13 protein-coding genes are annotated in these 16,394 nt (G+C 39.2%); 8 read left to right on the top strand and 5 right to left on the bottom strand.

The features are described 5' to 3' along the window. Nucleotides 1–56 precede the first annotated feature (56 nt). From glgB to J8L85_RS08680, 4 genes are all read left to right on the top strand, one after another. A complete protein-coding gene (gene glgB / locus J8L85_RS08665) occupies nucleotides 57–1,952 on the top strand; it encodes a 1,4-alpha-glucan branching protein GlgB (protein WP_211016513.1) in 1,896 nt (631 codons plus the stop codon). 99 nt (nucleotides 1,953–2,051) lie between these two features. Then, nucleotides 2,052–4,451, top strand: a complete 2,400-nt coding sequence (locus J8L85_RS08670; protein WP_211016515.1) for a glycoside hydrolase family 31 protein — start codon at nucleotides 2,052–2,054, stop codon at nucleotides 4,449–4,451. 39 nt (nucleotides 4,452–4,490) lie between these two features. Beyond that, nucleotides 4,491–5,300 carry a M48 family metallopeptidase gene (locus J8L85_RS08675; protein WP_211016518.1) on the top strand — a complete coding sequence of 270 codons (810 nt, stop codon included), beginning with the start codon at nucleotides 4,491–4,493 and terminating at the stop codon, nucleotides 5,298–5,300. Nucleotides 5,301–5,358: 58 nt separating this feature from the next. Further along, nucleotides 5,359–6,675: an MFS transporter gene (locus J8L85_RS08680; RefSeq protein ID WP_211016520.1), complete on the top strand. Its 1,317-nt coding sequence runs from the start codon at nucleotides 5,359–5,361 to the stop codon at nucleotides 6,673–6,675. A gap of 54 nt (nucleotides 6,676–6,729) precedes the next feature. Here J8L85_RS08680 and J8L85_RS08685 read toward each other — a convergent pair whose 3' ends face one another. The 4 genes from J8L85_RS08685 to J8L85_RS08700 are packed head-to-tail and all read right to left on the bottom strand — an operon-like array spanning nucleotide 6,730 to nucleotide 9,689. Next, complete coding sequence (locus J8L85_RS08685) at nucleotides 6,730–7,455, bottom strand: head GIN domain-containing protein (RefSeq protein WP_211016521.1); 726 nt, start codon at nucleotides 7,453–7,455, stop codon at nucleotides 6,730–6,732. Nucleotides 7,456–7,499: 44 nt separating this feature from the next. Then, nucleotides 7,500–8,591, bottom strand: coding sequence for a hypothetical protein (locus J8L85_RS08690; RefSeq protein ID WP_211018211.1), 1,092 nt, complete (start codon nucleotides 8,589–8,591; stop codon nucleotides 7,500–7,502). Continuing rightward, entirely contained in the window at nucleotides 8,572–9,135 is a 564-nt protein-coding gene (locus J8L85_RS08695) for a hypothetical protein (protein WP_211016522.1), read from the bottom strand. Before J8L85_RS08695 ends, J8L85_RS08690 begins: the two co-directional genes overlap by 20 nt. After that, nucleotides 9,135–9,689 (bottom strand): RNA polymerase sigma factor, encoded by a 555-nt coding sequence (locus J8L85_RS08700; RefSeq protein WP_211016523.1) that lies wholly within the window; start codon nucleotides 9,687–9,689, stop codon nucleotides 9,135–9,137. The genes J8L85_RS08695 and J8L85_RS08700 overlap by 1 nt, the downstream gene beginning before the upstream one ends. 124 nt (nucleotides 9,690–9,813) lie before the next feature. On the opposite strand from J8L85_RS08700, the gene J8L85_RS08705 reads away from it, so the two are divergent. The 3 genes from J8L85_RS08705 to cmk all read left to right on the top strand — a co-directional run bounded on the left by J8L85_RS08705 (nucleotide 9,814) and on the right by cmk (nucleotide 13,781). Further along, the gene (locus J8L85_RS08705; protein ID WP_348771745.1) at nucleotides 9,814–10,386 is read left to right on the top strand and encodes a sugar O-acetyltransferase; all 573 of its coding nucleotides are present in this window, start codon (nucleotides 9,814–9,816) and stop codon (nucleotides 10,384–10,386) included. Nucleotides 10,387–10,613: 227 nt separating this feature from the next. Then, on the top strand, nucleotides 10,614–13,064 hold the full coding sequence (gene lon / locus J8L85_RS08710) for an endopeptidase La (RefSeq protein ID WP_211016524.1): 2,451 nt from the start codon (nucleotides 10,614–10,616) through the stop codon (nucleotides 13,062–13,064). 27 nt (nucleotides 13,065–13,091) lie between these two features. Next, nucleotides 13,092–13,781 carry a (d)CMP kinase gene (cmk, locus tag J8L85_RS08715; protein WP_211016525.1) on the top strand — a complete coding sequence of 230 codons (690 nt, stop codon included), beginning with the start codon at nucleotides 13,092–13,094 and terminating at the stop codon, nucleotides 13,779–13,781. 61 nt (nucleotides 13,782–13,842) lie between these two features. On the opposite strand, the gene J8L85_RS08720 is transcribed toward cmk, so the two are convergent. Continuing rightward, nucleotides 13,843–14,223: a LysM peptidoglycan-binding domain-containing protein gene (locus J8L85_RS08720; protein WP_211016526.1), complete on the bottom strand. Its 381-nt coding sequence runs from the start codon at nucleotides 14,221–14,223 to the stop codon at nucleotides 13,843–13,845. A 267-nt stretch (nucleotides 14,224–14,490) separates the two neighbouring features. On the opposite strand from J8L85_RS08720, the gene rpsA reads away from it, so the two are divergent. Then, nucleotides 14,491–16,332: a 30S ribosomal protein S1 gene (gene rpsA / locus J8L85_RS08725; protein ID WP_211016527.1), complete on the top strand. Its 1,842-nt coding sequence runs from the start codon at nucleotides 14,491–14,493 to the stop codon at nucleotides 16,330–16,332. The last annotated feature ends 62 nt before the right edge of the window (nucleotides 16,333–16,394 follow it).

Here is a 16,394-nt window from a genome sequence, read left to right on the forward strand (position 1 = left end):
TAAAAGAACGGTGTTCTTTTAAAGTTGATTAGATTTACCATAAAACTACAATAAATATGTCCAAAGTAATTCCACATTCGCTTTTTACAGATTTTGATATCAATCTATTTAAAGGTGGTAAGCATTATCGTTTGTACGAAAAGTTAGGGTCGCGTGTAATTGAGGTGGATGGAAAAAAAGGAACATATTTTGCTGTTTGGGCGCCTTCTGCCAAATCTGTTTCCGTTGTGGGGAACTTTAATGATTGGGACGCCAATGAACACAAATTAAACGTACGTTGGGATTCTAGCGGAATATGGGAAGGTTTTATACCTAATGTAGGCCATGGGGACATATACAAGTATAAAATACAATCCAACAATAATGATATATGGACAGAAAAAGCAGATCCTTTTGCTAGGTTGTGCGAACACCCGCCAAAGACCGCCTCTATAATCCACCAAGCGGACTATGAATGGAAAGATGCCGAATGGATGGGGTATAGAAAGGATAAAAATGGATTGGATCGGCCATACTCGGTTTATGAAGTGCACTTAGGTTCATGGAAAAGAAAAAAGGACAATGACTTTTTAAGCTATACCGAACTTGCCAAAGAGCTGGTTTCCTATGTAAAGGAAATGGGGTATACCCACGTAGAGTTTATGCCGATAATGGAATACCCTTACGATCCTTCTTGGGGCTATCAATTAACGGGGTATTTTGCGCCTACTTCACGTTTTGGCACCCCTGAGGAATTTAAACTATTGGTAGACACTTTTCATCAAAACGATATTGGGGTCATTTTAGATTGGGTACCTTCCCATTTTCCTGAAGATGCACACGGACTCGGTTTTTTTGATGGATCCCATCTGTATGAACATCCAGATCGTAGAAAAGGCTATCATCCAGACTGGAAAAGCTTAATATTTAATTACGGGCGTAACGAGGTACGGGCGTTTTTGATCAGTAACGCCATATTTTGGTTAGAACAATTTCATGTAGACGGTTTGCGTGTAGATGCCGTAGCCTCAATGTTGTATTTGGATTATTCTAGGGAAGACGGTGAATGGGAGCCTAATATTTATGGCAATAACGAGCATTTGGAAGCCATCTCGTTTATCAGGGAGCTCAATCAAGAGATATATGCAAGTTTTGAAGGGGTACAGACCATAGCCGAAGAATCTACGGCATTTGCCGGAGTATCGAAACCTGTGGATCTTGGGGGCTTAGGTTTTGGTATGAAATGGATGATGGGTTGGATGCACGATACCTTGGAGTACTTTAAGAAAGAACCGATATATAGAAAACACCATCAGAATGATCTTACTTTTAGTATGACCTATGCCTTTACCGAGAATTTTATGCTGCCGTTTTCGCATGATGAAGTGGTCTATGGAAAACAATCGTTGGTCTATAGAATGCCCGGCGACGAGTGGCAAAGATTTGCCAATTTAAGGTTGCTGTTCGGTTATATGTTTACACACCCCGGTACCAATCTCATGTTTATGGGCGGAGAGTTCGGCCAAACCGCTGAATGGAATTTTCAGAAGAGTCTAGATTGGCATTTGTTGAACTATGAGGTACACTCGGGAGTGCAACAATTTATAAAGGACTTGAATAAAACCTATAAAAATTCACCGGCATTATATGAAAAGCAGTTTAGTCCAGAAGGTTTTCAATGGATAGATTACAGCGATCATGAGAACTCTGTTTTGACCTATGTAAGAAAAGGGCACGATGCTAAGAACGATTTGATAGTAGCCTGCAATTTTACCCCGGTAGTTCGAGAAAATTATCGAGTAGGAATGCCTAAAAAAGGAAAGTTGAAAGAAATTTTGAACAGTGATGCTACAAAATATGGAGGGTCCGGATTGTTGAACCATGATATAAAAACGTCTTCGATAGCATGGCACGGACATCCAAGGTCTATAGAAATAACAATTCCGCCATTGGGTATTGTTATTTTAAAATAGGGTAAAATAGAATTATTTCAGTAGCGTACGATTGCACTGTTAATATTTCGTTTTTAAAGGTTATTGTCCTTCTTTTGCGGATATCAAAATTCTAAAGTTATGATTACAAATACGGAATTGGAATATAAGGGTAATCTTTACCCTAATCATATAGTCGATTTTTATCAAGACAACGACAAATTATATTTTACTACCGAGAACGGGGTCATACTTCAGATAACTATTTTAAGGGGAAGTGTCATACGCTTTAGGTATGCTACCAATCATATTTTTGAACCGGACTTTTCCTATGCCATAGACCCCGAGGCTACTATGGGCTACAGTACATTGGAGGTTGTAGAGAATGATACCGATTATGTGATAAGAACGGCCAGGGTAAGTATTTTGGTTGATAAGAGCAGTTTACGTACACAGGTTTCAGACCTGGAAGGGAATATTATAAATGAAGATGAACTCGGTTTTCACTGGGAGGAAAACTACGAGTATGGTGGTAACACGGTTAAAATGAGTAAAATTACCCAGACCGGTGAAAGCTTTTTCGGAATGGGCGATAAGGCCGTTCACAGTAATTTAAAGGGAAAGCGTGTTCAGAATTGGGTAATGGACCAATATGCCTATGGCAAAGACCAAGATCCATTGTACAAGGCCATACCATTTTATATAGGGTTGAACAAGGGCAAGGCATATGGTATTTTCTTTGATAATAGTTTTAGAACACATTTCGACTTCGCCCATGAAAAAAGGAATACGACCAGTTTTTGGGCCGATGGCGGCGAAATGAATTATTATTTTTGTTACGGCCCAAGTATGTCAAATGTTGTGTCTGCCTATTCAAGTTTAACCGGCACTCCAGAACTTCCTCCGTTATGGGCGTTGGGCTTCCATCAATCCAAATGGAGTTATTACCCAGAGAGTAACGTAAAGGAAATTACCAGACAGTTTAGAGAGCTCCGTATTCCGTGCGATGCCATTTATTTGGATATAGATTACATGGATGGTTTTAGATGCTTTACTTGGGATAAAAATCATTTTCCCGATCCAAAAAGAATGGTAAGCGAGCTAGAGGAAGAGGGTTTCAAGACTGTAGTAATGATCGATCCGGGCATTAAGATAGATCGCGATTATTGGGTGTATAGGGAAGCCTTGGAAAACGATTATTTCTGCAAACGTGGTGATGGCCCGTTAATGCAGGGCAAAGTATGGCCGGGAGAATGTAATTTTCCAGATTTTACAAATCCTAAAGTAAGGGAATGGTGGGCCGAGCTGTACAAAGAATTTATGTCCGATATAGGGGTGCATGCCGTTTGGAACGATATGAACGAGCCCGCGGTAATGGAAGTGCCCAGCAAGACGGCCCCTTTAGATACTAGACATGATTATGATGGCCACCCCTGTACACATAGAAAGGCACACAATATTTATGGAATGCAGATGGTACGTGCCACTTATGAGGGGGTAAAAAAATATGTGTATCCCAAAAGACCCTTTGTAATTACAAGGGCGGCATTTTCTGGAACACAAAGATATTCTTCTACCTGGACCGGTGATAATGTGGCGACTTGGGAGCATCTATGGATCGCGAATGTTCAAATGCAGCGTATGTGTATGAGCGGCTACTCTTTTGTTGGTTCCGATATTGGCGGGTTTGCCGAACAACCCAATGGAGAATTGTTCTTAAGATGGGTTCAATTGGGTATATTTCATCCATTTTGTAGGGTACACTCCAGTGGTGATCATGGTGATCAAGAACCGTGGTCGTTTGGTTCAGAAATTACTGATATCGTACGGAAGTTTATAGAGATCAGATATCAATTGTTGCCATATCTGTATACCATGTTCTATAAATACAGCAAAGAGTATGTGCCAATGTTAAAGCCATTGGTGTTTTTTGATCAAGAAGATGCCCAAACACATTTTAGAACCGACGAGTTTATATTTGGGGATCAAATTTTGGTATGTCCGATCCAAGAGCCGAATGCTCAGGGAAGAAGAATGTATTTTCCAAAAGGAAGATGGTATGATTTTTGGACAGATGATATACTGGATGGGGGAAAAGAACGATGGATACAGGCAGATATAGATACGATTCCCGTTTATGTAATTGAGGGGTCCATTATACCTAAATATCCCGTTCAACAGTATGTAGGCGAATTGGAGATAAAAGAACTTGTCTTGGAAACCTATTTTAAGATAGGGGTAGAAACTTCGATGGTATATGAAGACGCCCAAGACGGTTATGATTATAAGAAAGGACGATACTCGTTAAGAAACTTTAAATTAACGGGAAAAGATAATTCCTTGACCATTCAGCAATTTAAGGACGGCAGTTTTGTAACGCAATATGAAACTTTGAAATTTAATTTTCATGGGCTGCCTTTTGAGATCGGAAGAATTCAGATAGATAATGAAGAAGTACCTTTAGAGTCGGTTTTATCAGATGAGGACAATGCATTGCATATTGACAAAAATTTTACGCTTTTGCATCTAATGGCAAAATAATATTTTCGTAATTTTCAGCCCTTTTTAAACACAATAACCATGAGAAAATCACTTTTAGCACTAGGTCTTTTGCTGGCTGTTTCAGCCTGCAAGGTCAACCCTTTTACAGGGCAAAAAACATTGAATTTTTATCCTAACAGTCAAATATTTCCAACAGCGTTTGCCCAATATGATCAGTTTTTGGGCGAGAATAAGGTAATAACCGGTACCAGCGAAGCCCATATGATCACCAGGGTAGGGCAACGTATATCGGCCGCTGCCGAGCGTTGGTTGTCGGCAAATGGCTATCCTGGGTATTTAAGCGATTATAAATGGGAGTATAATTTGGTAGATGACGAAACTGTGAATGCATGGTGTATGCCAGGAGGTAAAATTGTTTTCTATACCGGTATATTGCCTATAACACAGACAGAAACAGGGGTCGCAGTTGTAATGGGGCACGAAGTTGCACATGCATTGGCGGATCATGGAGCTCAACGTATGAGTGCCGGTACTTTACAACAGGTAGGTGCCGTAGCGGGCAATGTCGCCATAAAAGATGATAAGGCCTTAAGTATTTTTAACCAAGCCTATGGTGTTGGATCTCAGTATTTGGGTATGCTTCCGTTTAGTAGAAGTCATGAGACCGAGGCGGATCGGATTGGATTACAGATTATGGCAATCGCAGGATATGACCCTTACGAAGCGGCCGAATTATGGAAAAGAATGAAAGCAAATAGTGGAGGAGAGGCTCCACCAGAGTTCATGAGTACGCACCCATCTAACGATACAAGAATAAACAACCTTACTGTTTGGGCGCCCGAAGCAGCGGCGGAAGCGGCCAAATTTGGTGTTACCAGTTTTAAATAAACAAACCTTTATTGTATATTGAGGCCGTTCTAAAAGAACGGCTTTATTATTTATTAGAATGTCCAAAGCATTAGTATTAAAAGGGAGTAAAAAATTATTGAACGCTTGGGCTTTCTACGATTGGGCCAATTCTGTATATAGTCTGGTCATTTCCTCCGCCGTTTTTCCGATATTTTATGGAGCTTTGTTTCGTGTTGCCGAGATAGAAAAGGTAACCGTTTTTGGGGGTGAAATAGCACGCGCTCCACTAATCAGTTATACCACTTCCCTTGCTTTTATATTTATTGCCATTATTACCCCGCTGATTTCTGGGGTAGCGGATTATCTGGGAAACAAAAAGATCTTCATGAAGTTTTTTTGTTATCTGGGGGGGCTTTCATGTATTGGTCTATATTGGTTCTCATTAGAGAATATTTATATAGGCTTATTGTGCTACTTTTTGGGCTTAGTGGGTTTTTGGGTAAGTTTTGCCATTAATAATTCGTATTTGCCGGATGTAGCTTTCCCCGAACAACAAGATGCGATCAGTGCAAAAGGCTTTTCGTTAGGGTATGTAGGCAGTGTTTTGTTGCTCATCGTTAACCTTGCCATGATCATGAACCCGAGCCTATTCGGTATAATTACGGATGTGAACGGTATTGCCGAGGTAAAGGCCATGAAATATTCGTTCGTTTCGGTAGGTATTTGGTGGATCGTTTTTGCTCAATACAGCTTTTATTATTTACCGGAAGGAAACAAACGAGAAGGAAACCGTACACATATAATTTTAAACGGTTTTAAAGAGTTGAGGTCGGTATGGCATCAATTGGGGGGGCAAGTTCATCTAAAACGCTATTTAGGCGCTTTTTTTGTTTATAGCATGGCGGTACAGACCGTAATGCTGATAGCTACTTATTTTGGGGAAGAGGAGATCCAATGGGGAACCGATTCAGAACGTACCACGGGTCTTATCGTGAGTATTCTGGTAATTCAGATAGTAGCTATCCTAGGGGCTTCAGTTACCGCATGGGCATCAAAGAATTTTGGTAATATTATAACCTTGGTAGTCGTGAACGGTCTATGGGTGTCTATATGTATTTATGCTTATTTTGTAATTACCCCTGTTGATTTTTACATAGCGGCCGGTTGTGTCGGCCTTGTTATGGGGGGTATACAGGCATTATCGCGATCAACGTATTCTAAGTTTATACCGCCGACAAAAGATACCGCTTCTTTTTTTAGCTTTTATGATGTGGCAGAAAAAATAGGTATAGTAATAGGTACTTTTATATATGGGTTTATAGCGCAGTATACCGGTAGCATGCGCAATGCCATTATCTTTTTGGGTATATTTTTCTTGGCGGGTATGCTCATGCTCTTTAGGGTTAAGAAATAAAAAGCCCCTTAAAAATAAGGGGCTCTACAGTTATCGATTGTTCGTTGATTTGATTTAACCTTTTGAGATGTCTCCAGATCCAGAAGTTTTGGTATCTAGTTTAGTGGGGTTGCCCCTATATGTAATATCCCCAGACCCTGAGACCCGAGCTTTTAATGTTTTATTGGCGGTTACCTTAATATCTGCAGAACCGGATACGGTGGCATTTACATTGTCGGCCTCCATATCAAAGGCCTTTATGTCTCCACTACCGGAGATGGTCGCTTCAAAGTCTTGGGTGCTTCCGCTCAGGGTAATATCGCCCGAACCTGACATACTTGCACTTAAAGATTGTGTATCTACTTTTAAGGTGATGTCTCCGGATCCGGACATGGCAGTACTTAAGTTATTTCCTTTGATGGTGGTTTTGCTTACAATATCTCCCGAACCGGATAAAGAAATGGCATCGATCTTTTCTATCGGAACGGTAATACGTATGCCATTGTTCCAATTAGATGGTTTAAGATTGACACCTTTTTTTGTTTTGATGACCAGTTTTCCACTTTTTACTTCGGTAACGATATATTCCAAAAGATTGGATTCTCCCTCTAAAGTAATGTTACCTTCATTACCATCTACCAGATCCACATCGAACCATCCAGAAACGGCAATTGCGTCATAATCTGCGGTAGATCTATCAATAGTTACATTTTCCCCGTTTCCTTTTATGGATTTTCCCCATTGGCCGGCACATGATACCGTAATTGCAAATACAAATAATAGTGTTGTGACTTTTTTCATTTTATATTGATTTAATACTGAAAAGATTCAGCTTTTGATTGATATTAATTTTTGGTAAAACTTATGCCCCCATAGTCGCTGTCTAGGGTGATCCTGTTGCCACTTCCTTGGCTTCCGTAGTATCCTTCGTAGTGCTTAGAAGAGGATTTTTCTATACTTATGTTTATTTCAAAATCATCTTTTCCCTTTACTCCTGCATAGCTGGTGGTGATATCAAAATCGAAATGATAATTAGGGTTATAACCGATCTTTACGCCGGTATAATCGGTTCTAATGGAAACATTACCTGCATCTTCTGCCAATTCGTTTATCCGTATGGATCCATAATCGGAAACAATATCCACATTACCGTGTATTGTACCCATTTTCACCGTAATGTAATCTCCGTTCCCTTTTACGTTGTTTACTTCTTCTACTTCCATTTTGCCATAGTCACTAGTGTACTCCAGATTCTCCATTTTTCCCACTCGGGCATTGGTATAATCAGAGTTAATGATAAGGTTTCCTGCTTTTTCTATGGTAAAGCCAGAGTAATCTGCTCTGATCTCTCCGCTATTTATATAAGCAATACTGGAATTGGAGGTGTAATCGAAATTTAATTGATTGTTACGGCCTCTTAGTTCGCCAATTTCCAATCTGCCATAATCGCAACTTATTTTTGCGTGTCCATCTATGCGGTCCAAGATAATGTTGCCATAATCATTGTCTAGATTTATGCTGTTCTTGACCGGCAGTTTAATGGTGTAGTTGATTTGCATGTTTACATTATTGTTGTTGCCCCAGTTCCAGCCCCAGCCACTTTTTCTGTTATTGAAGATGGTTTCGGCGGAAACCATGCTTTTGCTGGCTTCGAACGATACCGATATATCGTCTAGTTTTCGCTGTACTTTTTCCTCGTTGTTACCATTGGTCTTTATATGTACCTCTATCATTATTCTATTTTCGTTCCAAGAGGTAATGGTAAGGTTGCCATAATTGTTGTCTACTTTTAACAGGGCGTCCGAATTTACGTTAAACTCTTTCTTGATCGTTTTTTCTTTGGTGTACTTGCCACGTAGCTTGCCGTCATGGGCCAATAATAATCCCGGACTTAGTAATAGGATCAGTAGGCTGTATTTAAATAGTAAAGTTTTCATCATTATAATTCTTTAGATTTTTAATTGTTTCGATTTGACTCAAAACATCATTCAATAAATCAATTCTTGTTTGAAAGTTGGTGATCATTGCACTTAAGATCAATTTGCTGTTGCCACCTTTTATCAGTTCTTTTTCTAAATTTTGATAGTCTGTTTCCAATGTTTTCAACTGCACCATGGTATCGGAAATAATTTTCTTGGTTTCCGGGGTCTCTTCGGCTTCCAGTTCCTTTACCTGCTCTTCTATTAAACTTGCAAAATAAAACTGACTTTTGGCAACTTCGGGCGAAATCTCCGCTACTTGGTTTTCTAGGCTCGTATTGCTGTTTAGTTGACCATATGCCAGACCAAGAAGTATGGCTATCGAAGCTGCAATGGATAACGGTTTCCATAACCAAGATTTTTTCTTAGTTACGGTAGTGGCCTTTTCTCCTGTGCTGTTCAATTTTTCTAAAAATCGCATTTGATGCCCTTTAGCGGGTTCTTCAGTATCAAAGGCACCTTGCATATTTTTAAACAGTTCTTCTAAATTGTCCTTTTCCATCAATTAGCTGTTAACAATTGTTTTCTTAAACTTTCTTTTGCCCTAGAGATCGTAGTTCTGCAATTGGCATAACTTAAATTCATTATAGCACATATTTCTTCATAGTCGTATCCTTCTACTAAATGTAAGGTCAAAGAAATTCTGTAATTATCTTTTAGACGTTTCATGGTTTCCATCACTTTTTGAGCCTTTTGTTCCGTAAACACATGATCCGAAGTAATTTCATCATTATCTTCGACCTTGTACATTATATCATTTAGGGCAACTTCATTTTTTTTCTGTTGCTTTTTGTAATGATAAATACTGTTGTTTATTACAATTCGCTTAAGCCAGGCACCGAAAGTTACTTCACCTTTGAAAGTATGCAGTTTCGTAAACGCGTTTAAAAACGATTCTTGCATAATGTCTTCAGCTTCCGCACTATCTTTTACAATACGTAAAGCAGTGTTGTACATAGCTTTGTAATATCGATTGTAAACCTCTAGTTGCGCACTTCGCTTACCTTCCATGCACGATTGCAACAATGCATCAATATGTACTTTTCTTTGGCTCAAAAAAGTGATTGGTTTGTCTTATAGATGATTCAATTTACGCTTTGTTACAGTTTAGGAGAAAAGATTTTATAAATTCAGCTAATTATTAAGATTAAATCAATCTGTACATTAAAATAAATAGGAGGTGACGGAAAAACAAAAAATGTTAAAGGGTGACTATTACAACTCTAGAGACGCCGAACTATTGGCAATGTATCATAATGCCAGAAGGTTGTTAAAGCAGTACAATAATTTAGATTCTGATCAGAGTGAAGATAGAGAAAGAATACTGTCAGCTCTTTTTGGCAAGAAAGGTTCTGGTGTGTGGGTAGAAATTCCTTTTTTCTGTGATTATGGCACTAATATCCATATAGGTGAAAATACTTTTGTGAACACCAATTGTATGTTTTTGGACAACAATAGGATCACTATTGGCAAAAATGGACTCATAGCCCCTTATGTACAGATATACACGGCAACACATCCGTTAAAAGCATCTGAAAGAATAATTGAGAAACCTGATGGATCGACTTATTTGACATTTAGCAAACCTGTTACCATAGGTAATAATGTTTGGATCGGTGGCAATGCCATTATCTGTCCGGGCGTAACCATTGGCGACAATGTTACCATAGGGGCGGGCAGTGTGGTGGTCAAAGATGTGCCGGACAATGTGCTCGCCATGGGGAACCCCTGTAAAGTGGTCCGCAATATATAAAGGAAAGACTTAGGCATTTCTGCAAAGGCTCGTAGCTGTTATTCCAGGGAGAAGAAAACAACTATTTATGCTCGTTTATAACGAATGGCACAAGAATTGAAATAATCATATAGAGGTAAGGTAATAAATCTTGCTTAACCCTGTAGACAAGGTCTTTCTAGGGTTTTTTAATATTTAACAATTAAATGTTTCTGTTATTTTAATGACAGAATGACCGATATATGAGTATGGGAGATTCTAAATTTTCAAATTTTGACAATATGTCCTTACAAGGAATTGATGAGGAGTCCGAGTTAATACCGTTGCTAACGGCGGAAGACGAGGAGCAAATGAACAGTGAGCAGTTGCCAGAGACCCTGCCAATTTTGCCTTTAAGGAATACTGTATTGTTTCCAGGGGTTGTAATACCTATCACTGCCGGAAGGGACAAGTCTATTCAGTTGATAAAGGATGCCAATAATGGCAGTAAGGTTATCGGGGTGGTTTCTCAAAAAGATGAGCAAACCGAGAATCCTGATGTAAACGATATAAATACCTTGGGTACGGTGGCCAGAATTTTAAGGGTGCTACAAATGCCCGATGGTAATACTACAGTGATCATTCAAGGTAAAAAACGTTTTGAAATCGCTGAGGTTCTTACCAAGAAACCGTATATGACGGCAACGATACGGGAAACGGAAGAGGTTAGGCCGGACAGGAACAACAAAGAGTTTTTGGCCATTATAGAGTCTATCAAGGATTTATCTTTAAAAATAATCAAAGACAATCCAAATATACCGAGCGAGGCATCTTTTGCCATAAAGAATATTCAGAGCGATTCTTTCTTGATCAACTTTGTTTCTTCGAACCTAAACCTTGGTGTAAAAGAGAAACAGGCACTTTTAGAAATTGGCGATTTGCAAGAAAGAGCCTTGGCCACATTGAAGTATATGAACGTAGAGCTTCAGAAGCTAGAGCTGAAGAACGATATACAATCGAAGGTGAGAAGTGATTTGGACCAACAACAACGAGAATATTTTCTTCATCAGCAAATGAAGACCATTCAAGAAGAGTTGGGTGGTGTTTCCCATGATGAGGAGTTTGAGGAAATGCGCGAAAGGGCCAAAAAGAAAAAGTGGGGCAAAAAGGTTAAGGAGCATTTTGACAAGGAGCTTGCAAAAATGCAACGCATGAACCCTCAAGTAGCGGAGTATTCTATTCAAAGAAACTATTTAGATCTGTTGCTGGATCTACCTTGGAACGAATTTTCTAAAGATAAGTTCGATCTTAAAAGAGCGCAACGTATTTTAGATCGTGACCATTACGGTCTAGAGGATGTTAAGAAGCGTATAATAGAGTATTTGGCCGTCTTAAAATTAAGAAACGACATGAAATCGCCCATTTTGTGCTTATATGGACCTCCGGGAGTTGGTAAGACATCTTTGGGTAAATCCATCGCAGAGGCTTTGGGTAGAGAGTATGTACGTATGTCTTTAGGTGGTTTACGGGACGAAGCGGAAATTCGTGGTCATAGAAAGACGTATATAGGGGCCATGCCGGGTAGAATTATTCAGAGCATCAAGAAAGCCGGTACTTCTAATCCTGTTTTTATTTTGGATGAAATAGACAAGTTGTCCAATAGCAGTCAGGGCGATCCTTCTTCTGCAATGTTGGAAGTATTAGATCCAGAGCAAAACAATGATTTCTATGATAACTTTTTAGAAATGGGCTATGACCTTTCAAAGGTAATGTTCGTGGCTACCGCAAATAATTTGGGAGACATTCAACCAGCTCTAAGGGATAGAATGGAAATTATAAACGTTAGTGGTTACACGATAGAGGAAAAGGTAGAAATAGCCAAAAAACATTTGTTGCCAAAACAGCTAGAGGAACATGGTTTGGATGCTTCGCATTTGAAGATAGGTAAGCCACAGCTAGAGAAAATCGTGGAAGGCTATACAAGAGAATCGGGTGTTCGTTCTTTAGAAAAGCAAATAGCCAAAATGGTACGTTATGCGGCCAAATCCATTGCCACCGAAGAAGATTACGATGTTAAGGTTAGCAACGAGGATATAATCAAGGTTCTTGGTGCACCAAAAATGGAACGTACCAAATATGAGAACAACGAAGTGGCCGGTGTGGTAACCGGTTTGGCCTGGACCAGTGTTGGGGGAGATATTTTGTTTATAGAGTCTATACTGTCAAAAGGTAAGGGCAATATGAGCATTACCGGAAACCTGGGCAAGGTGATGAAAGAGTCAGCCACCATTGCAATGGAGTATATAAAATCGAATGCCGAAAGATTTGGTATCGATCCCGAGGTTTTTGATAAGTACAATGTACATATTCACGTGCCCGAAGGTGCAACGCCAAAAGATGGGCCAAGTGCCGGTATAACCATGTTGACATCTTTGGTGTCATTGTTCACCCAAAAAAGGGTGAAGAAAAGTTTGGCCATGACGGGGGAAATTACCTTAAGGGGTAAAGTATTGCCCGTAGGTGGTATTAAAGAGAAGATCTTGGCGGCCAAAAGAGCAAGGATAAAGGAAATTATTCTATGTGCCGATAATGAAAGGGATATTAAAGAGATTAAAGAGTCGTATTTGAAGGGGCTTACTTTTCATTACGTAAAAGAGATGTACGAGGTGATAGATATTGCCTTGACCGATCAAGATGTTAAGAACGCAAAGAAGCTATAGCAATGGTTTTCTTGTTACCTTTATAATATGAAAAAGATTACTATAGCGATCGACGGATTTTCGTCTACCGGTAAAAGTACGTTGGCCAAGCAATTGGCCAAAGAGCTTGAATATGTTTATGTGGATACAGGAGCTATGTACAGGGCGGTTACGTTATATGCCATGGAAAATGGCATGATTTCCGAAGAAGGCGTAGACAAAGAAGCTTTGGTCGCAGCACTTGATGATATAGAGTTGAAATTTGTTTTTAATCCGAGCGTTGGTTTTGCCGAAATGTACTTGAACGGTAAAAACGTAGAAAAACAGATAAGAAGCTTAGAGGTGTCCAGAAATGTTTCTCCTGTCTCTGAAGTAAGAGAGGTGAGGTCTAAGTTGGTGTCCCTTCAGCAAGAAATGGGAAAAGAGAAAGGCATTGTCATGGACGGCAGGGATATAGGAACGGTAGTTTTTCCCGATGCCGAACTCAAGGTTTTTATGACAGCTTCTCCCGAAAAAAGGGCGGTTCGCAGGTATAAGGAACTTTTGGATAGGGGAGAGGACGTTAATTATGAAGATATTCTAGAGAATGTGCAAAACAGGGACTATATCGACTCACATAGAGAAGTATCTCCTTTAACAAAGGCAAAAGATGCTATAGAGTTTGATAATAGTGATCTTGGGTTGGTGCAGCAATTTGAAAGAATATATGAGCACGCCTTGAGGATTATTAATAATTAGATATAAAAAAACCGTTAGCAAGGCTAACGGTTTTTTTTATTTTATAGAGAAAATATTTTACCTACAATTTTGGTATCACCAATACCTGATCAGGGTGAATAACATCTGGGTTGCTCAATACATTGGTATTTGCAGAAAATATTTCTTTGTACTTCATAGGGTCGCCGTAGTAATGCTTGGCGATTTTACTTAGAGACTCACCACTTTTAACAGTGTGTCTGTGGTAAACAGAATCATCGCTTACGGTAATGTTGGCTTTAATATCTGATGGATGCTCTCCACCAATTTCCTTTATTTTGTCCCATAGGATATCTTTTTCGTATGGGGTGTTGGCTTCACCTTTCACTTTTAAAGTATCACCCTCTACGGTCACATTTCCGTCTTTAATACCTAATTGCTCTCCAAGGTCCAATACAGGTTGATATTTCGCTTTTACGCTCATGATAAATATAATTTAATGGTTAATATTTGAGTCCGTAAGGTAACAATAATTGGTCTATTTCGGGGCAAAAAAACAAAAATTACCAAAAGCACCTATAATGGTAGGGATAACTAGTTGTGTGTTAATTAATTTAATTGTATTTTTGCACACCTTTTTTCGCAAGCATATCAAGAGAAATTAGGGGATTTAAAATCATAATAATAATAGCTTTCATACTTATTGCTTAATTCTTGATAAGGTTATGAAATACAAATTTTAAATCAGCAAATGGCTGAAGAAAAAACAACGGCTGAAGTAGAAGAAACTACAGAAGCTACTACACAAAAAGCTGCTGCGGAAGCTCCAAAGCAGGACCCACAAGAGTTTTTAGAAAATTTTGATTGGGAAAAGTACGAGCAAGGAATCGAAAGAGTTGATGATTCTAAGCTTAAAGAATTCGAAGAATTGGTTGCCGAAAATTTCGTTGATACTGCCGATGAGGAAGTAGTCGAAGGGACGGTAGTTTATTTAACGGACAGAGAGGCGATTATTGATATAAATGCTAAGTCTGAAGGTGTTATTTCCTTGAACGAGTTTCGTTACAACCCAAATTTGAAGGTTGGCGATAAAGTAGAAGTTCTAATTGATATTCGCGAAGATAAGAGCGGTCAGTTGGTATTGTCTCACAGAAAAGCTCGTACCATTATGGCTTGGGATCGTGTAAATGCGGCCCATGACAAAGAGGAAATCGTATCTGGTTTTGTTAAATGTAGAACCAAAGGTGGTATGATCGTTGATGTTTTCGGAATCGAGGCTTTCTTGCCAGGTTCTCAGATCGATGTGAAGCCTATTCGTGATTACGATCAGTATGTGAACAAGACAATGGAATTCAAGGTGGTGAAAATTAACCATGAGTTCAAAAACGTTGTTGTATCTCACAAAGCATTGATCGAAGCGGATATCGAAGAGCAGAAAAAAGAGATCATTAGCCAATTGGAGAAAGGACAAGTATTGGAAGGTGTTGTTAAGAACATTACTTCTTACGGTGTCTTTATCGACCTTGGTGGTGTTGATGGTCTTGTACATATTACCGACCTTTCTTGGAGCAGGATCAACCACCCGAACGAGGTTGTTGAACTTGACCAAAAATTGAATGTGGTAATTCTTGATTTTGATGAAAACAAATCTAGAATCCAATTAGGTCTTAAACAATTGGAGAAACATCCTTGGGAAGCACTTAGCGATGATATCAAAGTTGGTGACAAGGTAAAAGGTAAAGTAGTCGTTATTGCCGATTACGGTGCGTTTATAGAAGTTGTTGAAGGTGTTGAAGGACTAATTCACGTTTCTGAAATGTCATGGTCTACGCATTTACGTTCTGCACAAGATTTCGTTAAAGTTGGCGATGAGGTAGAAGCGGTAGTATTGACCTTGGATAGAGAAGATCGTAAAATGTCTTTGGGTATTAAACAATTGACACCAGATCCATGGACCGATATTACTACTAAATACCCTGTTGGGTCTAGACATAAAGGTATCGTTCGTAACTTTACAAACTTCGGTGTTTTTGTAGAGTTAGAAGAAGGTATCGATGGTCTTATCTATATCTCTGATCTTTCTTGGACCAAGAAAATCAAACACCCTTCAGAATTCACCAATGTTGGCGATACTCTAGAGGTTGAGGTGTTGGAGTTGGATGTTGAAGGACGTAAGTTAAGCTTGGGTCACAAACAAACAACAGAAAACCCATGGGATAAATATGAAACTGAATTCGCTTTAGGAACAGTTCATAAAGCTACTATTTCTGATGTAGTGGATAAAGGAGCAACTATTGAATTTAACGAGGATATAACTGCATTTATACCACAACGTCATTTAGAAAAAGAGGATGGCAAAAAACTTGGTAAAGGCGATGAGGCAGAATTCAAGATCATTGAGTTCAACAAAGACTTCAAACGTGTTGTAGCCAGTCATACAGCTATCTTTAGAGAAGAAGAGCAACGTAATGTAAAAGCTGCCGCTAAAAGACAGGCCGCTGCATCTGAGGAAGCTAAACCTACTTTAGGTGATGCCAACGATGCGCTACAAGCGTTGAAAGATAAAATGGAAGCCGATTCTAAAAAGAAATAAGGCCTTTTATTTAGTATCTTATTAAATATAAAAAGCCCGGACAAATATTTGTCCGGGCTTTT

The sequence above is a fragment of the Maribacter sp. MMG018 genome, assembly GCF_018100785.1.
Classification (GTDB): Bacteria; Bacteroidota; Bacteroidia; order Flavobacteriales; family Flavobacteriaceae; genus Maribacter.